Origin of the sequence: Paenochrobactrum sp. BZR 201-1 (assembly GCF_044987585.2) — a bacterium.
Taxonomy (GTDB): Bacteria; Pseudomonadota; Alphaproteobacteria; order Rhizobiales; family Rhizobiaceae; genus Paenochrobactrum; species Paenochrobactrum pullorum.
The window spans coordinates 14,526-36,311 of sequence record NZ_JBJDRZ020000013.1 but is presented as its reverse complement, the minus strand read 5'-3'; the positions used below and the strand labels follow the sequence as shown (position 1 = coordinate 36,311).

Sequence of the window (21,786 nt, the reverse complement as noted above, 5' to 3'; positions counted from 1 at the left end):
TTTTACACAATAAACCAACGAAGCAGTGTAAGGTTTGAAGCGCAAAATGGCTTTATTTGCCAGAATCGAAATGGATGACAGGAGACCCTCAATGAGCGGTGCAAACAGTAAACTCGGCACTTTACCTGAATGGAATCTGGATGATCTTTATAAAGGTCCTGATGCGCCGGAACTGTCCCGCGATATTGAAAAATGTTTCACCGATGCAAAAGCGTTTGAAAAGCGTTGGGCCGGAAAACTGAATGAAGAATTGATGAAGTCAAATGGTGGTGATTTTGCCCAGAGCATTGAGGCTTATGAAAATTTAAGCGAATTGATGGGGCGTATCGGCTCTTATGTCGGCCTTTATTATTATGGCGATACCAGTGATGCGAACCGCGCCAAGCTTTATGGTGATGTGCAGCAGAAATTGACCGACGCCAGTACGCCTTTGATTTTCTACACATTGGAACTGAACCGCATTGATGATGCAGTGCTGGATGCAGCGATTGAAAATAATCCGGCCATTGGTCATTATCGACCTTGGTTGGTCGACTTGCGTAAAGATAAACCATATCAGTTGGAAGACCGTATTGAACATTTGCTGCATGAAAAGTCAGTGACCGGTTACAGCGCATGGAACCGTTTGTTTGATGAAACCATGTCGTCTTTGCGCTTTGAGGTGAATGGTCAGGAATTGGCGATCGAGCCGACCTTGAACATGTTGCAAGATGCTGATGGTGCGGTTCGTAAGGCGGCCTCTGATGCTTTGGCAAAAACTTTTGCCGCCAATATGCGTATTTTTACGCTCATTACCAACACGCTGGCCAAAGATAAGGAAATCTCTGACCGCTGGCGCGGCTTTGAAGATATTGCCGACAGCCGCCATCTGGCCAACCGTGTCGAGCGTGAAGTGGTGGATGCTTTGACACAGGCAGTCACGGATGCTTATCCGCGCATTTCACATCGTTATTATGCTTTGAAAGCCAAATGGCTTGGTCTTGAAAGACTTGAAAACTGGGATCGCAATGCGCCGCTGCCGGAAACCCCGCAAGCGCTGATCAGTTGGGATGAAGCGCGTGAAACCGTGCTTTCTGCCTATCGTGGTTTTGCGCCGGAAATGGCGGATATTGCACAAGAGTTTTTTGATAAAAACTGGATTGATGCGCCAGTGCGTGCAGGCAAAGCGCCGGGTGCTTTTGCACATCCGACTGTTCCTTCCGCCCATCCATATGTGTTGCTCAATTATATGGGCAAACCACGTGATGTGATGACGTTGGCACATGAACTTGGTCACGGCGTGCATCAGGTTCTGGCAGCCCGTCAGGGCGCGTTGATGGCGTCCACACCGTTGACATTGGCAGAAACGGCTTCTGTATTTGGTGAAATGCTGACTTTCCGCTCACTGCTAACTAAAACCACCGATAAGCGTGAGCGCAAAGCCATGCTGGCGCAAAAAGCCGAAGATATGATCAACACGGTTGTGCGCCAGATTGCGTTTTATCAGTTTGAGCGTCGCGTTCATACCGAGCGCGCACAAGGTGAATTAACGGCCGAGCGTATCGGTGAAATCTGGGTGGAAATTCAGCATGAAAGCTTGGGCGATGCTGTTCATATCAATCCGGGCTATGAAACTTTCTGGACATATATTCCGCATTTCATCCATTCACCGTTCTATGTTTATGCTTATGCGTTCGGCGATTGTTTGGTAAACTCGCTTTATGCGGTTTATCAAAATGCCGAAGAAGGTTTCCAGCAAAAATATTTTGATCTGTTGAAGGCTGGTGGCACCAAACATCATAGTGAGTTGCTGGCACCTTTCGGCCTTGATGCGAGTGATCCGGATTTCTGGCAGAAGGGTTTATCAGTCATTGAATCCATCATCGACGAATTGGAAGCAATGGAAGACTAAGCGGCCAGAAGTTGTTTTAAACATGAGCTGTTTTAAATGATCAACGATGCCGTTATTCTTTTCGCAGATGAGAAAAAGGGCCGCGAAATGTCTTTCGCGGCTCCTCTTTATATCATTGAAGCCAATGAACCGCATGCGTTTGAGGCAGCTTTTCAAGCCTGTCAGCAAGCTCATGATGACGGGTTATGGCTTGCAGGATTTTTGTCTTATGAAGCGGGCTATTTATTAGAGCCGCAATTGCGCAAAAGCCTTCCCGAAGGGCGTAAAGCGCCGCTTTTGTCTTTTGGGGTGTTTGAAAAGCCGGTCGAAGCGCCTTTGGCGCAGAACGATGCTGCCGCGCGCATTTATAATTTTCAACCGCAATGGAATCTGGATGAATATCGCCAAAATTTCAATAAATTACAGTCTCATTTGCGCGCTGGTGATTGCTATCAAGGCAATCTGACTTTTCCGATCAAAGCGCAGTGGGAAGGTGATCCATATGCGCTTTTCCTGGCGCTTGCTAAACGCCAGCAGGTCGGCCATGCGTGCTATTGTAATTTTGGTGCGGCAAGTCGTGCGCCGATTATTCTTTCCCGCTCGCCGGAATTATTCTTTGAAGTGGATCAGGAGCGTTGGATTGAAACACATCCGATGAAAGGCACGTCGCCTCGGGGTAAAACGCCTGAAGAAGATGATTATTGGCGTGATTTTTTAAAAAATGATCCGAAAAATCAAACCGAAAACCGGATGATTGTTGATTTGCTGCGCAACGATATTTCATTGATCAGCGAGACCGGAACGCTTCATGTGCCGGAACTTTTTGCCGTGCAGCGTTTTGAAACCGTGCATCAGATGATCAGCCGTGTGCGGGCGCGGTTGAAACCGGATTTAAGTTTGGGTGCTATTTTTGCGGCACTTTTCCCATGCGGCTCTATCACCGGCGCGCCTAAAATCAGTGTGATGCGGATATTACAAGGCTTGGAGCGCACACCGCGGGATATTTATTGCGGCTCACTTGGCTGGATTGCGCCATCAGGCGAGATGCGTTTCAATGTGGCGATCAGAACCATATCGCTCTTTGACGGTGGACAGGCTATTCTCAATGTCGGAGGCGGCGTTATCTTGGATTCAACCGCAGAGGAGGAATATGCAGAATGTCTGTTGAAAGCCCGCTACGCGACCGATCATCAACCACTGAAATGACACCAGCTTTTCAGCTCATAGAAACCTTGCGCTATGAGCCGGATACAGATTTTCTGCGGCTGGATTTGCATCTGGAGCGGTTGGAAAATTCGGCGCGCGCATTAGGTTTTCCGTTTGACATCAATGCTGTGCGTCAGCAATTGGCGGCAAAAGGGCAGGGCGTCAAAGCTTTGCGTGTGCGTTTGACGCTTGATCCGGAAGGCGTGATTGATATTGAAACATCGTCCTATGAGGCTTTGCCTGCAAACACTATTTGGCGGCTCGGCATTGCCAAAACACGACTTCGTCATGATGATCCCTTGCTGAAACATAAAACGACGCGGCGTGAATTATATGTGGCAGCACGCGAAGAATTTTCACGCGATGAGGTGGATGAGGTATTGCTGTTCAATGATCTGGAGCAATTGTGCGAGGGCACCATTACAACGGTCTTTTTGGATAAAGGTGATAAAGTTTGCGTTACACCTGATATATGTTGCGGGTTGTTATCCGGTATTTTGCGTGAAGAATTGTTGCGTAAAAAGATTGTCAGCGAAGCTGTGCTTGGGCTTGATGATGTGCTAAATGCTCATCATATTTTCGTCGGTAATTCTTTGCGTGGTATGATAAAAGCAGACTTGTCTTCACGTTTTGTGCGTTTATAAGGCTTTGAAGGCTGCGATAAAACTGCAACACTCATGTGCTTGATAAAAAAGTGCTCTTGTTTTGCAATGGATTTGATACCATCAACATAATGAAGATTTTTTCGGGAGAGCTTAACATGAACCGCTTCCGCACTATTGCAACACTGGCCGCGTTGGGCTTGTCCTTGGCAGCTTGTGAAACATCGGGACCTAATTTTGGCGGCGGCGGTATCGCTCCGCAAGTGACACCAGCTGGCATTGACGGCAATTGGGTTGATGCCAACGGCATTACATCCAGCTTCAATAGCGGTGTTTTCATCACCCGCACCACTGACACTAACGAAAAACTGGCTGAGGGCAGCTATCGTTATCAGTCGCCGCGTTTGGTCGAAATTGAAATGCGTTCGCTGGTACGCGGTACTGTTTCCAAGGTCAATTGTGCAATGGTTTCGCAAAATCAGCTGAATTGCACATCATCGGCAGGTGCGCAGTTCTCGTTGCAGCGTCGTGCTTGATTTTCATGAGCCTTGACCGATGGTTTTATCAAGCCGCTCTGGGAAAGAGCGGCTTTTTCATTGGCTAAGTGTTTAAACATTTGCTTATTTAGTCGTTCAGTTTAGGACGGTATTGAAATTTGTCCGGATTTGTCTAGTTTTCGGGCAATACAGGAGACAGACAATGCGCGTGAATGATTTAGCTTATACCAATCCGGATATCGAACAGGTGCCGCCGCCTAAAGTGGGTGTATTGCTGGTTAATCTGGGCACACCGGATGGTACTGATTATAAGCCCATGCGCCGTTATCTGGCTGAATTTCTGACCGATAAGCGTGTCATTGAATGGCCGCGCGCGATCTGGTTGCCGATTCTTTATGGCATTGTGTTGATGACACGTCCGAAAAAATCCGGCGCTTTATATGCCCGTATTTGGAATCGTGAAAAGAATGAATCGCCGCTGCGCACCTATACACGTTCGCAAAGCGAGAAACTGGCAGAGGCGCTCAAAGATCACGACAACGTGATTGTTGATTGGGCAATGCGTTATGGTCAGCCGTCGATTGAAACAGTGACTGACAGATTGCTGGCGCAAGGTTGTGAGCGGATTGTGATGTTTCCGCTCTATCCGCAATATTCGGCGACCACCACTGCAACGGTCAATGACAAGTTCTTTGAAGTGTTGATGAAAAAGCGCTTCATGCCTGCTGTGCGAATTGTGCCTACATATCAGACCGAGCCGGTTTATATTGAAGCCTTGGCACGTTCGATTGAAAAACATGTCGCCAGCCTCGATTTCGAGCCTGAGGTGATTTTGGCATCCTATCACGGTATTCCGCAAAGCTATGCCAAAAAGGGCGATCCTTATCCGGAACAGTGCTATGAAACTTCACGTTTATTGCAGGCACGTTTGGGTTATGATGATAAAAAATTCCGCAGCACTTTCCAGTCGCGTTTTGGGCCTGAAGAATGGTTGCAGCCATATACTGATGAAACCGTCATTAATCTTGCCAAGCAAGGTGTTAAGTCAATGGCTGTGTTTAATCCGGGTTTTGTGGTAGATTGTCTTGAGACTGTGGATGAGATCGGCAATGAAGCAGCCGAAGAATTTCATGAAAATGGCGGCGTCAATTTCAGCCATATTCCGTGCCTCAATGACACCGTAGACGGTATGAAAGTGATTGAGACGCTGGTGCGCCGTGAATTGCAGGGCTGGGTATAAGCTGCAAATGATATTTTTTTGGCACGTTGCGTGCCTGTTTTAAAAAGGTTTTACGATGACAGGTTTTGATATCGTATTGGTTATTCTTGGGTTCTTGGTGCTGATAACGCTGTTTGCAGGCGTCAAAACCGTGCCTCAAGGTTATCATTTTACTGTGCTGCGGTTTGGCCGTTATACCCGCACGCTTGCCCCGGGGCTTAACCTGATCGTACCTTTTTTTGATCGTATCGGTGCCAAGCTCAATATGATGGAGCAGGTATTGGATGTGCCGACACAGGAAGTTATCACCCGTGATAATGCGACAGTGAGCGTTGATGGTGTGGCCTTCTATCAGATCCTTAATGCCGCGCAGGCAGCCTATGAAGTTTCTGATTTGAACTATGCCATTTTGAACCTCACCATGACCAATATCCGTACGGTTATGGGGTCGATGGATCTTGATGAATTGCTCTCCAACCGCGACACGATCAATGAACGTTTGTTGCATGTGGTGGATGATGCGGCGCATTCATGGGGCATTAAAATGACCCGCGTCGAGATCAAAGATATCAATCCGCCGAAAGACCTGATTGAATCTATGGGGCGCCAGATGAAGGCGGAGCGCGATAAACGTGCGCAGGTGCTGGAAGCTGAAGGTGACCGCAATGCGCAGATCTTGCGTGCGGAAGGCTTGAAGCAGGCGCAGATTCTGCAGGCTGAAGGCAAGCGTGAAGCAGCATGGCGCGAAGCGGAAGCCCGCGAGCGTCTTGCGGAGGCCGAAGCTAAGGCCACTACGCTTGTTTCTGACGCGATTGCCGAAGGTAATGTGCAGGCAATTAACTATTTCATCGCGCAGAAATATACTGAAGCTTTGATCGAAATCGGCAGTGCGAAGAATAACAAGATCGTGATGATGCCGTTGGAAGCAAGCTCGCTGATCGGTTCGCTGGGTGGTATCGGCGCGATTGCCAAGGAAGTTTTTGGTTCCGGCAGCGATGACAATGCGGGTGATCATGCGCCTCAGCGCAACCGCTCGGTTCCAACGACGGGTAAAAAATAAGCCGTCAACTGAAAGTAGGGGGCAGAGGATGATTGTAAATTTGATTGCACAATCAGGCCATTGGAGCTGGATTGTTCTTGGCCTTATTCTGCTCGTTCTGGAAGTGTTATTACCGGGAATTTTTCTGGTATGGTTTGGCGCTGCTGCTCTTGTTACCGGCACATTGGTGCTGTTGCTTGGCAGTGCGCTCGGGCTTGGCTGGCAGGTACAACTTGTCGTTTTTCTGGTTTTGTCGGTTACTTTTCCGCTGATCGGGCGCCGTTTTTTTGGTTCCAGCAAGCGTGAAGTTGATGAACCATTGCTTAACCGGCGCGGCGATCAATTGATCGGCCAGCGTGCTGTCTTGATTGAAGCTATTGTCAACGGTCACGGCCGCCTGAAAATCAATGATACGATTTGGCGTGTCAATGGCGATGATATGCCGGTTGGTACATCGGTGCTGATTACCGGTTTCGATCAGGGTACTTTAGTGGTGGAAGCACTGGCCTAAAGCTTGAAGAAGATAATGAAAAGCCCGGAATTGACCGGGCTTTTTTGTTTTATGCGGCTTTGATACGTAATAAATCGTGGAAATGAATAACGCCGACAGGGCGGTTTTCTTCTGTCACAATCAATACACTGATATTGTGCTCTTCCAACAGGCTCATTGCGCTGCTGACTAATGTTCTCGGGCTTACCGTTTTCGGTGAGCGGGTCATCACATCATCAACGCTGAGTTCAGACAGATTACGATGCAAATTTCGTGCCAGATCACCTTCGGTGACAATACCGGCCAACAACCCGTCTTGATCAAGTACCGCCACACAGCCAAAACGCTTGTGTGAGAGAACTTTCATCGCTTCCGGCATCAAAGTGCCGAGCGGAACGGTCGGGACACGATCGCCTTTATGCATCACTTCGCTGACATGGGTCAGGCTTGCACCCAGCGAGCCGCCTGGATGGAAGGTACGGAAATCGCCGGGGGTGAAGTTGCGTGCTTCGAGCAGTGCAACCGCCAAGGCATCACCAATGGCAAGCTGCATCAAGGTTGATGTGGTTGGTGCCAATCCATGCGGGCAAGCTTCGGTAACGCGCGGCATTAAAAGGCAAGTGGTTGCGGCACGGCCAAGGGCTGAATCTTCACCGGCTGTTATTGCAACCAGAGGAATACGATAGCGGGAGGCAAATTGCACAACGCCTTTAAGTTCTGCTGTTTCACCTGACCATGAAAGGGCGAGGATCACATCATCTGAGCTGATCATGCCGAGATCGCCGTGATTGGCTTCAGCAGAATGGACAAAAAAGGCAGCTGTACCGGTGGAGGCAAATGTTGCCGCCAGTTTGGAACCGACATGGCCGCTTTTGCCGATGCCGGTTACGATAAGACGCCCTTTGCTGGCGCCAATGACCCTGACAGCTTCGGCAAAGGGTGCCGCGAGGCCGTTTTGCAACGCATTTTCAAGCGCCGACAAACCGTTTTTCTCGGTGTTCAGGGTTCTTAATGCGGAAGCAAGAGCTGCCTCGGCATCGTCTTTAACGGAAGGTCTGATCAAGTCTTGCATGGTGTGAACCGATAAGCTTTTCGTGTCTGTTTGTCCAATGATAAAGCATGACACAATTGCACGAATTTGTGTGAACTACCGTGAGCTACATAGGTCTTTCTAAAGATGTATATCAAATAACATATTCAATTTATTATTAAAATCATTAAGGCGTGAAAGCCTTGTCAACTAAATATTAACCATAAAGAGTTAGATCTTATAAACCATGAATTGACTGGTTTGTAGAATACTTTGATGGTTGAGACGCTAAAAAACAATGCAAGTTTAAGTCGTTCAGTGTGTAGTTTGCCACTGAAGCGGCTTTTATTTATCTTGTTTTTTGCACTGAATACAGGGCAGGTTTTTGCTCAAACAGCACAGCAAGCCGCAGAAGAGCCAAGCTTTTGGGTAAGTACCAAGGCGGCGCGCTTTATCCAAAATGAGGATGAAGGGCCAAACCGAGCAACTCGCGAAAACCTGCCGCAAAAACCGGAGCAGGGTTTGGGCGGGCGACCGGAGACTGATCCTTATGCGGCACTTGGTATCCGCAGCGGTAGTTTCATTTTGCGCCCCACACTTGAGCAGGGTTTGCGCGTCACCAGCAATGCCAATAATAGCAGCACGGGTAGAAGTGCGGTTCTATCTGAAACACAATTACGTCTGGGTATTCAAACGGATTTATCGCGCCATGCTGCCTTTTTCAACCTGTCTGGAAACTGGGTGAAAAACATCTCCGGTGATCATGTGTCGGAGCCGTTTTTATTCATCAACAGTGGTTTGCGATTGGATATTGATAGCTTAAGCCGTCTGGACTTAGGCTTTGATTATATGTTGCGTCGCGAAAGTGCTTCCAGTCCGAATAGCTTGGCCATTGCGGATGAAAACCCGCTTTTGCATACACTTACCGGCAAAATAGGCTTCCAAAGGGAAGGTGCTTTGCTTTTCGGTCGAGCAGATGTACAATTTGACCGTAACATTTATGGTGATGCAGATTTGATTGGTGGGGGAACCATCAGCCAAAGCGATCGTAATAATAATTATGTCAGCACCAAGCTTCGGGGCGGTTTTCAAGTGTCGGCGGCGCTCAAACCTTTTGTCGAAGTGGAAGCGGGTAAACGCTTCTATGATGACAAATATGACCATAACGGCTTTCAGCGCAGCGGTGATCAATATTCTGTCAATGCGGGGCTGATGTTTGATATGGGCGAAAAATTCAACGGTGAGTTTTCCGTTGGTTATTTACGGGCGCAATTGGATGATGATCGTTTGCGTAATATCGACGGATTGGCATTCAATGCTTTGGTGAATTGGTCGCCGCAGCGCGGCACGGATGTGGCGCTCAATGCCCGTACCCTTGTGGAAGGGGCGACAGCTGCCAATGTCAGTGGCTCGCTGCTTTATCTGGCAAATTTGGAAGTAAAGCATCAAGTGCGCTCCAACCTGATGCTGACGGCTGGGCTGGATACGCGCATACGTGATAATAAAGACAATACCGGTTTTGATTATACCTATGGCGCACAAATTGGTGCCACTTACTCGATCAATCGCCTTGTAGCGCTGAATGCGCGATTGCGTCATGAACAAATGAGGAGTGATCTGGCATCGCGGGAGTATAAATCAAACAGCATTTATGTCGGCATAAAATTGCAGCGATAAAAAAGCCCTGAAGGTTCAGGGCTTTTCTGTTGGTTTAAGTTTTCAGCTTGCAGGCATCGCTTGCAAGCTTTGTGATGGCATCCCACTCACCGGCTTCAACCAGATTTTGCGGTGCGACCCAAGAACCACCAACACAGACAACATTCGGCAGACTTAAATAATTGTTGGCATTGGCAAGGCTGATGCCGCCGGTCGGGCAGAAAGAAAGATCAGCTAGAGGTGATGACATTGCTTTCAAAAAGGCAGCACCACCGGATTGTTCGGCGGGGAAGAATTTCAAATAGCGGTAGCCTTCATCACGAAGGCTCAACATTTCGCCTGGTGTAATGGCGGCGGGCAATAAAGGCACGGCGCTGTCATTGGCAGCATCAAGAATATTGCGGCTAACTCCGGGGCTGACGATAAAACGTGAACCGGCGGCAACCGCATCCTGATAATTTTTAGCGTCCAGAATAGTGCCTGCACCGACAATGGCTTCCGGCACTTCATCGGCAACGGCTTTGATTGCTTGCAACGCGGCACGGGTGCGCAGTGTAATTTCAATGGCAGGCAGACCACCCTTAGCAAGCGCACGCGCAAGCGGAACGGCATGTTCTGCTTTATCGATGAGCAAAACCGGAATGACCGGTTGGCCTGTAAGTACTGGCTTGAGAAGATCGATCTTTTGAGACATGTGAGCTCCGGTGGTTATGAACTGTTCCGCATCTGTAATTTTTTTATAAAACGATTTAAATGGCGGGAATGGGTTTGTCTAGACTGATACTGGCTCCCGTGTGCGGCATTTCATGGGCAAGGCGGATTTTCCAGCCGACCCATGCTGATTCAAGCTTCATGTCATACTGGTTTTTGGCATAATTGGGCCCGTTATAACGTTTGGCAAAATGCGGCCAGTTTTGACTGTGCAGAGTTTCTTTCAAATTAGATTTGAGAATGAAGCGTGTCATTAGCATGATTTGCCCCGAGACGGAACGGCGAGCGAGCGTGACCATCTCGTCAATGGTTGTAAAACCCAACCATTGCCAATGTGCGCCATCACTTGCCCCAAACCCCAAGAAGTGGATTCCAAGGCGGCTTTACGGTTGATTTTTACGGCACGACCCAACAAATCCCATCGGGCAGTTTGGCTGGAAGGGTTACGGATTGTTCCGGCAGTTGGATGGGCCAAACCTTGCGCGCGTGCCTGATCACGTATCGCTCCTGTCAGTCTTCGGTCAAAATAATGGCCTTCAAAATGAATGGCGGGCTCGGCTTTGCCATTGACCGGATAGGACGTTCTCCCGCCTGATTCAATTTCGGCAACAGCCAGCAAAGCAGCCGGATCAAGCTGATGTTTAAAAGCAATTGTCAGAACTGCCTTGATCGTCTCATTATTAAACATGCAATGCTCCTTTTCTTGGCGTAAAAAGACCATTGTCGCCGATCCAGGCGCTTGGGGGATAAATGTGCGCTTGAAAATTGTGCTTTTCAGCGCTACGTCAGGAACAGAAAAAGCATGTTTCTGCTGATGGAATATGACTATTGATTAAAATCAATGCGTTAGAGATATTTTGCGACAATGAAGAATATCTGGCTCATAACTTGCATTTAAAAATCGAACTGGCACTGAAAAATATGAACACGTCTGCACCCGTTTTTACCGTTGCCGCACTCTATCGATTTGCGAAACTGCCGCAATTTGAAGCGTTGCGCGAACCTTTGACTGAGTTGTGCAACAAGCACGATGTCAGAGGCACGCTGCTATTGGCAAGTGAAGGCATCAACGGAACCGTGGCAGGTACGCAAGAAGGCATTGCCGCGCTGATTGATTATATCGAGGCCATTCCGGAGCTTAAAGGTCTGGAATTGAAATATTCCACCGCCAGCAAACTGCCTTTCTATCGCTTGAAAATTAAGCTGAAGCGTGAAATCGTAACCATGGGTGTGGAAGGTATCGATCCGCTGCAAAGCGTCGGTACCTATGTTGCGGCAAAAGATTGGAATGATCTGATCAGCGATGAGAACACCATTCTCGTTGATACGCGCAATGATTATGAATATGCAATCGGCACTTTTGAAGGTGCGATTGACCCGTGCACCACAACATTCCGCGAATTTCCGGAATGGGTGGAGCAACATCGTGATGAGCTGGAGGGCAAAAAAATTGCGATGTTCTGCACGGGCGGTATCCGCTGCGAAAAAGCAACTGCTTTTGTCAAAGGCTTGGGTTTCGATGATGTTTACCACCTCAAAGGCGGCATTTTGAAATATCTGGAAGATATTCCGGCGGAAGAAAGCAAGTGGGAAGGCGAATGTTTCGTTTTCGATGAACGCGTGTCTGTTGGACATGGTTTGGTCGAAGGCGACATTGAACTTTGCCGTGCTTGCCGCCGTCCGGTCACGGCTGAGGGTAAGTTGTCGCCTAAATTCCAGCACGGCATTTCATGCGAAATTTGCTATGATGAGCGCACTGATGAAGATCGCGCACGTTATGCCGAGCGCGAAAAACAAATCATGCTGGCGAAAAAATATGGTCGCGCCCGCCATATCGGCAGTTAAGGCAAGTTTTTATCTGCGCCATTGCTAATAAAATCAAAGCTCCCTTCGGGGAGCTTTTTTTGTTTGTTGAAGTGAAAATTATATGTTTAATTCATTATATCCGTCAGAATATAACGATGGTCAATCATGATTATGGGAGGAGGCACGTTTGAGGGTGCTTCTGAGGTGGAGATCAATGAAGAAAATTTTATTCAGCTGTGCGGTTGCATTATCTTGTTTGGTGACATCATTGGCATATGCCACAGAACAGGTGACTGTTTTTGCGGCAGCCAGCATGAAAGATGTGATTGAAGAAGCTGCCAAACAATTCAAAGAAAAAGACGGCATAGATGTGGTGTCTTCTTTTGCGTCATCTTCGGTTTTGGCCAAGCAGATTGAAGCCGGAGCGCCAGCATCGATTTTTATCTCTGCCGATCTCGATTGGATGGATTACGTGCAAGAGCGCAAGTTGATTGACGATGGATCGCGTGCGGTGATTGCAGGCAATGCGCTGGTTATCGCCGCCCAAAAAGACAAAGCCGAAAGTGATCTGGAAAAGCTGTTGGGTGCGCGTTTTGCCATGGGTGACCCTTCCAATGTGCCAGCCGGTAAATATGGCAAGGCTGCACTTGAACACTTAAACATGTGGAGCAAAGTGGAAGGCAATGCCGTTTTTACTGAAAATGTGCGTGTTGCATTGCAATATGTCAGCCGTGACGAGGTTAATGCCGCGATTGTTTATGCATCCGACCGCGCAGTCGTCGCTGATTTGGTGGAAGCTTATCGCTTTCCGGCCGACAGCCATCAACCTATTCTTTATCCGGCTGCATTGATTAAAGGTGCAGGCGATGAAGCGAAAGCTTTTCTGGCATTTTTGGAAAGTGATGCCGGACAAGCCATCATCGCCGACAAGGGTTTTGTAAAGGCGGCTGAGACAAAATAGTGAACCTTTCTCCACAAGACTGGCAGATTATCGCCCTTTCGCTCAGGATCGCTTTTACTGCGATCCTGTTCGCATTGCCGCTGGCTTTCATTGTTGCCTGGGTTTTGGCACGGTTTAATTTTCCGGGTAAAAGCTTTGTACAGGCATTGGTTACCATGCCATTGGTTTTGCCGCCGGTGGTCACAGGCTATCTGCTGCTGATTTTATTTGGCAGCAAGGGTGCCCTTGGCGCACCTTTGCAGGAATGGTTGGGGGTAAGCTTTTCATTCCGTTGGACGGGAGCAGCATTGGCTGCCGGTACGATGGCATTTCCTTTACTCGTGCGCCCGATCCGCTTGTCGATTGAGAACTTGGACAGAGGCTTGGAAGAAGCAGCCCGCACTTTGGGGGCAAGTTGGTTGATGAGTTTCTGCACCGTCACTTTGCCAGCGCTCTTGCCCGGTATTATCGCTGGTGCCGTGCTGGGTTTTGCTAAAGCGCTTGGCGAATTTGGCGCAACCATTACATTTGTCTCCAACATTCCGGGGCAAACGCAAACGCTATCTCTGGCAATTTACTCACTGTTGCAATCGCCAAGCGGTGATAGCGCTGCTGTGAAGCTCATTTTGGTTTCGGCAGTTCTTTCGATTGTCGCGGTGATTTTGTCGGAATGGTTGCAACGTAAATTGTCTGGTCAAACTGCGGCAGGTGAAAAATGACGGGCCTTGTTGTTTCGCTCACCGGCTATAATGGTGCTTTTCCGGTGACCGCGCATTTTACCGCTGACCAAGGAGTGACGGCTTTATTTGGTCATTCGGGTGCAGGTAAAACCACCTTGCTGAAGATGATCTCGGGTACGTTGCGCCCCACAACAGGACGGATTGCCATTGGAGATCATGTGCTGTTCGATAAAGATAAAGGCATTTTTTTGCCCCCTGAAAAACGTCGCATTGGCTATGTTTTTCAGGATGCACGCCTTTTCCCCAATATGTCGGTGGCTAAAAACCTGACTTATGCACAATGGGCTGGCAAAAGACGCGCGTCGCGCTCGTTCGATGATATCGTCGGACTGCTGGGCTTGGAACAATTGCTCAGCCGCAAGCCGACCCATTTGTCGGGTGGCGAGCGACAGCGCGTGGCTATCGGTCGTGCGCTTTTGTCTGATCCGGCACTTTTGCTGCTGGATGAACCTCTATCATCGCTTGACCGGATGCGACGGCAGGAAATTTTACCTTATCTGGAAATGCTGCGCGATGAAAGCGGCGTACCGATTGTCTATGTCAGCCATGAAATTGATGAAGTCGCACGCTTGGCCGATACTTTGGTTCTGCTTTCTGCCGGCCATGTTGTTGCCAGCGGGCCAGTGGCCGAAGTTTTCCCGCTGATTGATAATCAGGGTGACGGCACTGGCGTGTTGTTGGAAGGCACAGTGACGGACTATGATGTAGCTTACCAAATCGCGACGATTGATCTGAACGGAACGCCATTTCAGATTACCGATCAAGGGGTTGAAAAGGGGATGCGCCTGCGCTTACGCGTGCGGGCGCGCGATGTTTCGATCTCGCTGGAAAAGCCGAAAAATTTAAGTATCCGCAACATACTGCCGGTGAAAATCACGGCAATTAATGACGAAAGCGGCTCTTTTGCGTATCTCACACTTTCCTATGCTGGACAGCAAATGGGAGCAAGATTGACGCGTAAATCCGTGGCTGATTTGTCATTGCAAGTAGGCGATGATGTCTATGCCATGGTGAAAGCCATTTCAGTTGATAGAACCGCATTGCGTTAATGCGGTTTTATTGCTCCATTGATATAATAGCTGGAGCATAGAAAATGACTGATCTAACGAACTGGACGCCACGGGAATATCCGCAACGACTTATTCTGGACGGACGATATGTGCGTTTGGAGCCTTTGGACACCGAGCGACATGGCGATCAGCTTTATGCTGCATCGTCGGTTGCTGATGTCGATCAGCGTTTTCGTTACTTGTTTGACGAGCCACCCGCAAGTCGTGAAGATTTTACGCCTTGGTTGGAAAAAAGTGCAGCCAGTACCACAACGCTATTTTTTGCCGTGATTGACAAGAAAACCGGCTTGGTTGCAGGGCGTCAGGCTTTGATGCGGATTGAACCGCAATATGGCGTTATTGAAATCGGCAATATTTATTGGGGGCCAGCAATTTCGCGCCAACGCGCGGCGACGGAAGCGCAATTTTTGTTCATGCAATATGTGTTCGATGGTTTGGGTTATCGTCGTTATGAGTGGAAATGTAACAACAATAACGAGCCATCCAAACGCGCAGCACTGCGTTTTGGCTTTACGTTTGAAGGTATATTTCGCCAACATATGGTTGCCAAAGGTCTGAACCGGGATTCGGCTTGGTTCTCCATCATCGACAGTGAATGGCCAGCTTTGAAACGAGCTTATCAGGGATGGCTCAATCCGGATAATTTTGATGAAACTGGCGTTCAGCTTCGTAAACTTGATAGTTTCATTGCTGATGAGAAGGGCGCTTGAAGAAGAGGCTTGCTCTGGCTCACACAATCATGCAAGAAAATGGCAGGCTAAGTTAAATGCAGAGCCTGCCATATAGGTATCTGCTTGACGCATGATTTTATGCCTTTGCTGCAGGAGAGATTATGAATAAGCAAAATACTGGCAAAGCGCAGCAGGCTGACAAGGCAAAACCTGAATGGCGCGGGCCTGCCATTGCTGCGGCCTGTATCATGTTTGGTTTTGCGTTTTTTGGTTATTTATTGCCGCCGATCATGCTGTGGCTTGGTGAATATTCACTGGTGGCGGCAGCTGTTTTTGCGGTCATTTTTGTCTTGGCATTTTTTGGAGTGTTCTGGCTGCGTGCCCGCAACCAGAAAGGCTTATAATTTACCCGATGAGTGCGGCTGCAAAAAGCAACGCACCTACAAGCGTAATGAGTAGTGCAGCACCAACTTCAATCAGCGCCTGTACGCGGTAAGACATGGCTTTATGCCCTGCCAGTTTCAGTACGAGATTTTTAGCGGTGACTGCTAAAGTTGCCAGCGCTGCTACGGTCAAGAATGTGCCTAAGGCCATAGCAAAAACCGAAATCAAACCGCCCACCACCAAGCCGTTTAAAACGGCAAAAGTCAGCACGATCAATGCGCCGGAGCAGGGGCGTAAACCAACAGCCATGATCGCTGACCAAGCGGTTTTCCAGTTGAAGTCGCCGCTTAATTGCGACGGGTCAGCCATATGAGCATGGCCGCAAGCAGCGCAATTCATTTCACTGCCGACAAAGGCATGATCGAAACCGGTTTGCTTTGCTTTGCTGGCACTGTAATTGAGGCGAACCGGTTTTGACGTGCCAAAGCTTGGTTTTTGTGCAGCATTTGAGAGGCTGCTGGTGGCAATGGTGGCTTGAGGAGCAGTGATAACGGTGCTGACAGTTTGCGGCTTGCCTTTAATCAGTGCAGGTAATTTCCGACACAACAACCAGAAGCCAAACAGCATGATAAGGCCGAAACTGGCGACTTCCATGAAACGTGCCGTATCATTGATGCTGATACCGGAACCGCGAAGTACAAACCAGCCAAGGCTTACGACAAATATCGCCATGAGCGCCTGCAAAAGCGATGATATAAAAGACAGCAAAATTCCACGGCGCAGAGCGGTTTCATTGGCAATCATATAAGAGGAAATCACCGCTTTGCCGTGACCGGGGCCAGCTGCATGAAACACGCCGTAAAGGAATGAAATGCCGATAAGAATATGCGCGTTCCACGGGCTTTCACGCATGGCTTTCAAAGCGTTGGTCATGGCCAGATAAAAGCTGCGTTGTTGTTCATTAAGCCATAAAATCAGGTGGGCGAAAGGGCCGGTCGGTCTTAATGCAACTTCATTGCTGCCGATGCCAAGCGATGATTGCGCCAGTGCATAATGGGTAGATGCCAGCAGGATAAGCAGGCCTAAGGTATAAAGCATTCGTTTCTGCGGCATTACTTCTTGGCTCCGCAGCTTAATTCTAAACGGGTGGCGAATATTTTTGACATATCTGTCCCCATCGGATCATTAAAGAAGGCATCGGTGAGCGTGCCTTGGTTTTGTGCCAGTGCTTCATCCGGATCAGGGCGGATGACTTGCGATTTGCAACCTGAAGGCAAGCCGTCCACATGCAAATCTTCATCGGTGAGAAAATCAATGGCTGTATAGAAAGTCGGGTCATAAACACCGAAGCTGACAATATGGCCTGATTTTATGTTGAGTGGCTGTGCCGGTTTGGTTTCAAAAAGTATCAACAATTGATTATCAACAAAATCAGCACGCAAATGTGAGGGTTCACTCATTTTGACATCTTTGCCGTCATCCAGAACGGTCTGGAAATAGTTGAACTCTTTCAAGGAGTCGCCAATGGTTTTCGATAGCTCATTCAACTCGCCCTGATCGAGAATGAGATCGCCGTTTTTATCAAATTCCATCAAGACGGTGCTGGAAAACAGATCATCAAAACGCCAGACGTGGGCAAGACGCTCGACAGCTCCGTTTTTATCCAGAGTAAGTTCCAGCCGCGCATCAGCAAAAACATGCGGATGTGCTGAGGCCTCATCTGTCATAAAAGTGCATGACAAAGCGAAGACGGTCAATCCAGCACAAAAATGCTTTAAATGTGCGTTTCGCAAAGAAAATTGGAGCATTGGGAAATCCTGAAAGAATGCGCAGCATCAAACGTTGCGAAGGCGGCAGAAGTGAGGCTGTTGCAGCAAATAGGTTTAAGCCGCATGCAGTCTTTTTTGTCCTATAATTTGCCTGAAAATGCTTCACACTTTGCGGGAGGCTCCCTCATTATGCTCTTTGAACCATTGGCTTAAAAAATCTACCAAGGCACGCACTTTGGCCGGTAAATATCGTTTGTGGGAATAAACGACATAAATCCCGCCATCAGTGAGCATAAATTCATCAAGCACCGACACCAATGTGCCCTTAGTGATTTCCTCTTCGGCCACAAAAGCCGGCAGTGAGCAAAAACCCAAACCACGAAGCCCGGCATGTTTGGTGCTGATCGGACTGTTGACCTCCAACGGGCCGCTGACCGAAACGGCCACAGCCGAACCATCCGGATTGCGGAAATACCAATTGTTACGTGAACGGCTATTGGTATCAATAATGCAAGGGCGGCTGGCTAGATCTACCGGTCGTTCCGGTCTGCCAACACGCTCGATGAGTTCGGGCGAGCCGCAAAGGACGGTGTGAAATGGTGCCAGTTTTTTGGCGATCAATGACGAATCTTGCAAACGAGTGATACGGATTGCCAGATCGAAACCTTCCTCGACCAAATCAACAAAACGGTCGTCCAAGCTGACATCTAATGTAATCTCCGGATGTGCCAAGCAAAATTCGATGAGAGACTGGCCGATTACTGCATCGGCAAATGTGCGCGGAGCTGAAAGTTTGATGCGTCCGCGGGCATCGCCGCTGCTTTCAGAAACAGCATCTTGCAGGTTTTCAATGTCGCGGATGATTTCCACCGCACGGTGATAATAAGTATGTCCTGCTTCGGTTAACGAAAACTGGCGTGTGGTACGGTTAAGCAAACGTGCGCCCAATTCGTCTTCCAATTCGCGCACATATTTGGAAAGCAGTGCTTTGGAACGGCCAATTTTGCGGGCGGCGGCAGAAAAACCTTCTGCCTCTACAACATCAATAAATGCCCGCATACGGGTGAGAGTGTCCATCAATGGCTCCTGTTATGAGGCTTTAACGTGTAGAATTTGTTTGGCCAGCGCGATGAGCGCCATGTCACTGTTGCGTGGGCCGATCAAAGCAATGCCAAAAGGCGCGTCATCGACGGTACTTAATGGCAAAGTGATTTGTGGCAATCCTGAGAGGCCGGACAAGCATAAAAGTTGCAACGCCTGCTCGCGGTAAATTTGCTGCTGTTCATAGGGTTCTTGGCTTAATGGTGCAATGCCCGGGACAGTGGGCAGCACCAGCACGCCGTCATCACCTAAGATATCTTCAAACTCTGCGGTAAAGCGGCTGCGTCTTATCCGTTGCGCGGCAAAATCCTGCGCACTGACATTGGCACCATAGGCAAAGCGCTCTGCCACGCCTTTGCTTAAATGTTTGTCGCCTGATGAAATCCATTCGCCATGACTTGCCCAAGCTTCAGCGCCCTGAATTTGGCGGAAGCAGAGATAGAGCTCGTCTAGTGAACTGGTCGGTTGGGCGGCGGGTTTGAGGGTGGTGAATTGGTCACGAACAGTTGTAAACATGGTGCGATAAGCATCTGCTGATTGCTGATTGAGCAAAAGCTGCTCCAAAATCGGCATGAAGAAAAGCTTGGTCAGCACTGTTTGATGCTGGTCTTGACCAAGAAGTGCAGCGCTGACTTTTTCATAAAGGTCGATATCCTTGGCAAACCAGCCGACCGTATCAAGTGACGGCGCAAGCGGCATGGCACCTTTTTTGGAAATACGGCCATGCGTTGTGCGCAAACCAATCAAACCACAAAATGCAGCAGGTGCGCGGATTGAGCCGCCGGTATCCGAACCCAATGCAATATCTGCAAGGCCACCTGCAACGGCCGCTGCCGAGCCGGAGGAAGAGCCACCGGTCACGCGCGACGGGGCAGCCGGATTAATTGGATGTGGGAAATGATCATTTTGCCCCATCAATGAAAAGGCCAATTCATCGGTTTGGGTTTTGCCGATAAATTTCGCGCCCTGATCGAGCAGGAGCTGTACGCAGGCTGCATTATTGGTGGCTGGTTTTGATTCCGCCTGTTTTGCCGGATTGCCACAACCGGTGATCAGTCCCTTGACATCAAATATATCTTTAACGGCGAGTGTTGTGCCTGAAAGGGAACCGTGAGCGGCGTTGGCAACGTCCGCAGAATTCGTATTGACGAACGCATTATAAGGATCAGAGACCGCCATTGTTCACTTTCCATCAAAAAAGCACTGCTCTTGTTCATTCTACAGCCGATTTTATGCAGGAGGGAAGCGATAAATATAGAAATATTATAGGTTTTTTATGATGGTTTATCGTTTTTTGAGACTTATTTGCATCAGTGCGAAATGTTAAAAAAATTAATTTCATTAACCGGATATTTGCCATTGAATGGTCATGATTTTTCTCTTATATCGCAATTGCCCAAAGTCGCACGTGCCTGTGGGTGTCCGCCGGTCCTCAAATGGTGAGGGAAAATCGGTATGGTACCTGGACCTAACCGCTCCAGTTGATCTGATGGCCAACCGCCAGATCAAGGACATCTTGAAGCAACGACGGTGCGGGCCTTTCTGGTGTCTTTCGGCTGTCCAAAAGTCGGGAACTCAAAGAGGCACACCTTCATTGCCGGTAGTGCGGAAGCGGTCAACTCTTCCAATCCAAGGCAGACAAAGCGGAATAACGCTTCACGGCGTTGTCCCATCATCGCTATGAACTTTCACATGATTTCAGTGTCTCCAAAGGCTGGTCTCGTGCGGAAGATTTCATACTTACTTTGTCCCTTTGTGAAGCGGTGCGCTGAAAAACGCCCGCATGGGAGTTTGTACTATGGCTACACAGCGTATCATTGATTTCCTCGACACCCGCCGCCCTGAAGGTCCATGCCTCGTGCTGGACTTGGATGTTGTGCGCGAAAATTATTTAAGCTTTGAAAAAGCTCTGCCGGAATCCCGTATTTTTTATGCAGTCAAAGCAAATCCGGCACCAGAAGTCTTGCGTCTTCTGGCATCCCTTGGTTCATGTTTTGACACAGCCTCGGTTGCAGAAGTTGAAATGGCACTGGATGCAGGAGCAACAGCTGACCGTATTTCTTATGGCAATACCATCAAGAAAGAACGCGATATTGCCCGCGCTTTTGCTCATGGCGTTAATCTCTTCGCTGTCGATTGCGTTGAAGAAGTAGAAAAAATTGCCCGTGCCGCCCCCGGTTCACGCGTATTTTGCCGCGTTTTGACCGATGGTGAAGGTGCTGAATGGCCGCTGTCACGCAAATTTGGTTGCGTACCTGCCATGGCGGTCGATGTGTTGCGCACTGCAAAAGAGCTCGGCCTTGATGCTTATGGCGTTTCGTTCCATGTGGGTTCACAGCAGACAGATTTGAGCTCATGGGATCGCGCTTTGGCCGACACCTCCATGGTGTTCCGCGAATTGGCTAAAGAGGGTGTGAACCTTCGCATGGTTAATATGGGCGGTGGTTTCCCCACCCGTTATTTGAACGATGTACCAACCGCGCAAGCCTATGGCATGGCGATTTTTGATGCTTTGAGCAAATATTTCGGCAATCGTTTGCCGGAAACCATTATCGAACCAGGCCGTGGCATGGTTGGTAATGCGGGCGTTATCAAAGCGGAAGTTGTGCTGGTTTCGCGCAAAGCCGACAATGACAATGTGCGCTGGGTTTACCTCGACATTGGCAAATTCGGTGGTTTGGCTGAAACCATGGATGAAGCGATCCGCTACCAGATCGTGACATCACGTGATGGTGATGAAATGCAGCCATGCGTATTGGCAGGGCCGACCTGCGACAGTGCGGATGTGATGTATGAAAAGAACCCGTATCCGCTGCCGGTTTCATTGTCGATCGGTGATGAGGTGCTCATTGAAGGAACGGGAGCCTACACCACCACTTATTCGGCCGTTGCTTTCAACGGTTTTGAGCCGCTTCGCTCTTATGTAATTTAAAAAACAAGCCGCCTGACACAATCAGGCGGCTTTTTTCTTGGGTGCTTTTGTAA

21 protein-coding genes and 1 pseudogene are annotated in these 21,786 nt (G+C 48.8%); 15 read left to right on the top strand and 7 right to left on the bottom strand.

The window, feature by feature from the left end; translation table 11 throughout:
• The first annotated feature begins 91 nt into the window (after positions 1-91).
• From ACI0FR_RS09725 to ACI0FR_RS09695, 7 genes are all read left to right on the top strand, one after another.
• The gene (locus ACI0FR_RS09725; RefSeq protein WP_404907686.1) at positions 92-1,891 is read left to right on the top strand and encodes a M3 family oligoendopeptidase; all 1,800 of its coding nucleotides are present in this window, start codon (positions 92-94) and stop codon (positions 1,889-1,891) included.
• A 36-nt stretch (positions 1,892-1,927) separates the two neighbouring features.
• Entirely contained in the window at positions 1,928-3,076 is a 1,149-nt protein-coding gene (locus tag ACI0FR_RS09720) for an aminodeoxychorismate synthase component I (RefSeq protein WP_404907684.1), read from the top strand.
• Positions 3,028-3,720, top strand: coding sequence for an aminotransferase class IV family protein (locus ACI0FR_RS09715; RefSeq protein WP_374831931.1), 693 nt, complete (start codon positions 3,028-3,030; stop codon positions 3,718-3,720). The genes ACI0FR_RS09720 and ACI0FR_RS09715 overlap by 49 nt, the downstream gene beginning before the upstream one ends.
• A gap of 116 nt (positions 3,721-3,836) precedes the next feature.
• On the top strand, positions 3,837-4,214 hold the full coding sequence (gene omp10, locus ACI0FR_RS09710) for an outer membrane lipoprotein Omp10 (RefSeq protein ID WP_374831929.1): 378 nt from the start codon (positions 3,837-3,839) through the stop codon (positions 4,212-4,214).
• Between the two features lie 163 nt (positions 4,215-4,377).
• The gene (gene hemH / locus ACI0FR_RS09705; protein ID WP_374831927.1) at positions 4,378-5,415 is read left to right on the top strand and encodes a ferrochelatase; all 1,038 of its coding nucleotides are present in this window, start codon (positions 4,378-4,380) and stop codon (positions 5,413-5,415) included.
• 55 nt (positions 5,416-5,470) lie between these two features.
• Entirely contained in the window at positions 5,471-6,454 is a 984-nt protein-coding gene (locus tag ACI0FR_RS09700; protein WP_374831925.1) for an SPFH domain-containing protein, read from the top strand.
• Between the two features lie 28 nt (positions 6,455-6,482).
• Positions 6,483-6,944 carry an NfeD family protein gene (locus ACI0FR_RS09695; protein WP_374831923.1) on the top strand — a complete coding sequence of 154 codons (462 nt, stop codon included), beginning with the start codon at positions 6,483-6,485 and terminating at the stop codon, positions 6,942-6,944.
• A gap of 49 nt (positions 6,945-6,993) precedes the next feature.
• On the opposite strand, the gene ACI0FR_RS09690 is transcribed toward ACI0FR_RS09695, so the two are convergent.
• On the bottom strand, positions 6,994-7,995 hold the full coding sequence (locus tag ACI0FR_RS09690) for a KpsF/GutQ family sugar-phosphate isomerase (RefSeq protein ID WP_374831921.1): 1,002 nt from the start codon (positions 7,993-7,995) through the stop codon (positions 6,994-6,996).
• A gap of 312 nt (positions 7,996-8,307) precedes the next feature.
• Between ACI0FR_RS09690 and ACI0FR_RS09685 the strand changes: the two genes are divergently transcribed.
• A complete protein-coding gene (locus tag ACI0FR_RS09685) occupies positions 8,308-9,630 on the top strand; it encodes an outer membrane beta-barrel protein (protein ID WP_404907680.1) in 1,323 nt (440 codons plus the stop codon).
• 34 nt (positions 9,631-9,664) lie between these two features.
• Here the strand turns inward: ACI0FR_RS09685 and ACI0FR_RS09680 are convergent, their stop codons facing one another.
• Together ACI0FR_RS09680 and ACI0FR_RS09675 are read right to left on the bottom strand one after the other, a co-directional pair.
• Positions 9,665-10,303 (bottom strand): 2-dehydro-3-deoxy-phosphogluconate aldolase, encoded by a 639-nt coding sequence (locus ACI0FR_RS09680; protein ID WP_374831917.1) that lies wholly within the window; start codon positions 10,301-10,303, stop codon positions 9,665-9,667.
• A 55-nt stretch (positions 10,304-10,358) separates the two neighbouring features.
• A pseudogene (locus ACI0FR_RS09675) lies at positions 10,359-11,008 on the bottom strand (N-acetylmuramidase family protein).
• A gap of 233 nt (positions 11,009-11,241) precedes the next feature.
• On the opposite strand from ACI0FR_RS09675, the gene trhO reads away from it, so the two are divergent.
• The 6 genes from trhO (at position 11,242) to ACI0FR_RS09645 (ending at position 15,951) form a co-directional block, all read left to right on the top strand.
• Positions 11,242-12,165 carry an oxygen-dependent tRNA uridine(34) hydroxylase TrhO gene (trhO, locus tag ACI0FR_RS09670; RefSeq protein ID WP_404907714.1) on the top strand — a complete coding sequence of 308 codons (924 nt, stop codon included), beginning with the start codon at positions 11,242-11,244 and terminating at the stop codon, positions 12,163-12,165.
• Positions 12,166-12,340: 175 nt separating this feature from the next.
• Complete coding sequence (gene modA / locus ACI0FR_RS09665; RefSeq protein WP_404907677.1) at positions 12,341-13,087, top strand: molybdate ABC transporter substrate-binding protein; 747 nt, start codon at positions 12,341-12,343, stop codon at positions 13,085-13,087.
• The gene (gene modB, locus ACI0FR_RS09660) at positions 13,084-13,785 is read left to right on the top strand and encodes a molybdate ABC transporter permease subunit (protein ID WP_374832153.1); all 702 of its coding nucleotides are present in this window, start codon (positions 13,084-13,086) and stop codon (positions 13,783-13,785) included. Before modA ends, modB begins: the two co-directional genes overlap by 4 nt.
• A complete protein-coding gene (modC, locus tag ACI0FR_RS09655) occupies positions 13,782-14,855 on the top strand; it encodes a molybdenum ABC transporter ATP-binding protein (RefSeq protein ID WP_404907675.1) in 1,074 nt (357 codons plus the stop codon). The genes modB and modC overlap by 4 nt, the downstream gene beginning before the upstream one ends.
• Before the next feature lie 44 nt (positions 14,856-14,899).
• Positions 14,900-15,586, top strand: a complete 687-nt coding sequence (locus ACI0FR_RS09650) for a GNAT family N-acetyltransferase (RefSeq protein ID WP_374831911.1) — start codon at positions 14,900-14,902, stop codon at positions 15,584-15,586.
• A 122-nt stretch (positions 15,587-15,708) separates the two neighbouring features.
• Positions 15,709-15,951, top strand: coding sequence for a hypothetical protein (locus ACI0FR_RS09645; protein WP_404907674.1), 243 nt, complete (start codon positions 15,709-15,711; stop codon positions 15,949-15,951).
• Position 15,952: 1 nt separating this feature from the next.
• Here the strand turns inward: ACI0FR_RS09645 and ACI0FR_RS09640 are convergent, their stop codons facing one another.
• The 4 genes from ACI0FR_RS09640 to ACI0FR_RS09625 form a co-directional block, all read right to left on the bottom strand.
• On the bottom strand, positions 15,953-17,029 hold the full coding sequence (locus ACI0FR_RS09640; protein ID WP_404907711.1) for a nickel/cobalt transporter: 1,077 nt from the start codon (positions 17,027-17,029) through the stop codon (positions 15,953-15,955).
• 14 nt (positions 17,030-17,043) lie between these two features.
• Entirely contained in the window at positions 17,044-17,739 is a 696-nt protein-coding gene (locus ACI0FR_RS09635; protein ID WP_374831907.1) for a DUF1007 family protein, read from the bottom strand.
• Between the two features lie 123 nt (positions 17,740-17,862).
• The gene (locus ACI0FR_RS09630) at positions 17,863-18,777 is read right to left on the bottom strand and encodes a LysR family transcriptional regulator (RefSeq protein ID WP_404907672.1); all 915 of its coding nucleotides are present in this window, start codon (positions 18,775-18,777) and stop codon (positions 17,863-17,865) included.
• 12 nt (positions 18,778-18,789) lie between these two features.
• Positions 18,790-19,980 (bottom strand): amidase, encoded by a 1,191-nt coding sequence (locus ACI0FR_RS09625; RefSeq protein WP_404907670.1) that lies wholly within the window; start codon positions 19,978-19,980, stop codon positions 18,790-18,792.
• Between the two features lie 619 nt (positions 19,981-20,599).
• Between ACI0FR_RS09625 and ACI0FR_RS09620 the strand changes: the two genes are divergently transcribed.
• On the top strand, positions 20,600-21,733 hold the full coding sequence (locus ACI0FR_RS09620) for a type III PLP-dependent enzyme (protein ID WP_374831901.1): 1,134 nt from the start codon (positions 20,600-20,602) through the stop codon (positions 21,731-21,733).
• The last annotated feature ends 53 nt before the right edge of the window (positions 21,734-21,786 follow it).

Coding starts and splice junctions, on each gene's coding strand:
- ACI0FR_RS09635 (WP_374831907.1), bottom strand. CDS start 17,739: ATGCTCCAATTTTCTTTGCGAAACGCACATTTAAAGCATTTTTGTGCT.
- ACI0FR_RS09620 (WP_374831901.1), top strand. CDS start 20,600: ATGGCTACACAGCGTATCATTGATTTCCTCGACACCCGCCGCCCTGAA.
- ACI0FR_RS09650 (WP_374831911.1), top strand. CDS start 14,900: ATGACTGATCTAACGAACTGGACGCCACGGGAATATCCGCAACGACTT.
- trhO (WP_404907714.1), top strand. CDS start 11,242: ATGAACACGTCTGCACCCGTTTTTACCGTTGCCGCACTCTATCGATTT.
- ACI0FR_RS09695 (WP_374831923.1), top strand. CDS start 6,483: ATGATTGTAAATTTGATTGCACAATCAGGCCATTGGAGCTGGATTGTT.
- ACI0FR_RS09680 (WP_374831917.1), bottom strand. CDS start 10,303: ATGTCTCAAAAGATCGATCTTCTCAAGCCAGTACTTACAGGCCAACCG.
- modA (WP_404907677.1), top strand. CDS start 12,341: ATGAAGAAAATTTTATTCAGCTGTGCGGTTGCATTATCTTGTTTGGTG.
- ACI0FR_RS09625 (WP_404907670.1), bottom strand. CDS start 19,980: ATGGCGGTCTCTGATCCTTATAATGCGTTCGTCAATACGAATTCTGCG.
- ACI0FR_RS09725 (WP_404907686.1), top strand. CDS start 92: ATGAGCGGTGCAAACAGTAAACTCGGCACTTTACCTGAATGGAATCTG.
- hemH (WP_374831927.1), top strand. CDS start 4,378: ATGCGCGTGAATGATTTAGCTTATACCAATCCGGATATCGAACAGGTG.
- ACI0FR_RS09715 (WP_374831931.1), top strand. CDS start 3,028: ATGTCTGTTGAAAGCCCGCTACGCGACCGATCATCAACCACTGAAATG.
- ACI0FR_RS09690 (WP_374831921.1), bottom strand. CDS start 7,995: ATGCAAGACTTGATCAGACCTTCCGTTAAAGACGATGCCGAGGCAGCT.
- omp10 (WP_374831929.1), top strand. CDS start 3,837: ATGAACCGCTTCCGCACTATTGCAACACTGGCCGCGTTGGGCTTGTCC.
- modC (WP_404907675.1), top strand. CDS start 13,782: ATGACGGGCCTTGTTGTTTCGCTCACCGGCTATAATGGTGCTTTTCCG.
- ACI0FR_RS09640 (WP_404907711.1), bottom strand. CDS start 17,029: ATGCTTTATACCTTAGGCCTGCTTATCCTGCTGGCATCTACCCATTAT.
- ACI0FR_RS09700 (WP_374831925.1), top strand. CDS start 5,471: ATGACAGGTTTTGATATCGTATTGGTTATTCTTGGGTTCTTGGTGCTG.
- ACI0FR_RS09720 (WP_404907684.1), top strand. CDS start 1,928: ATGATCAACGATGCCGTTATTCTTTTCGCAGATGAGAAAAAGGGCCGC.
- ACI0FR_RS09645 (WP_404907674.1), top strand. CDS start 15,709: ATGAATAAGCAAAATACTGGCAAAGCGCAGCAGGCTGACAAGGCAAAA.
- ACI0FR_RS09630 (WP_404907672.1), bottom strand. CDS start 18,777: ATGGACACTCTCACCCGTATGCGGGCATTTATTGATGTTGTAGAGGCA.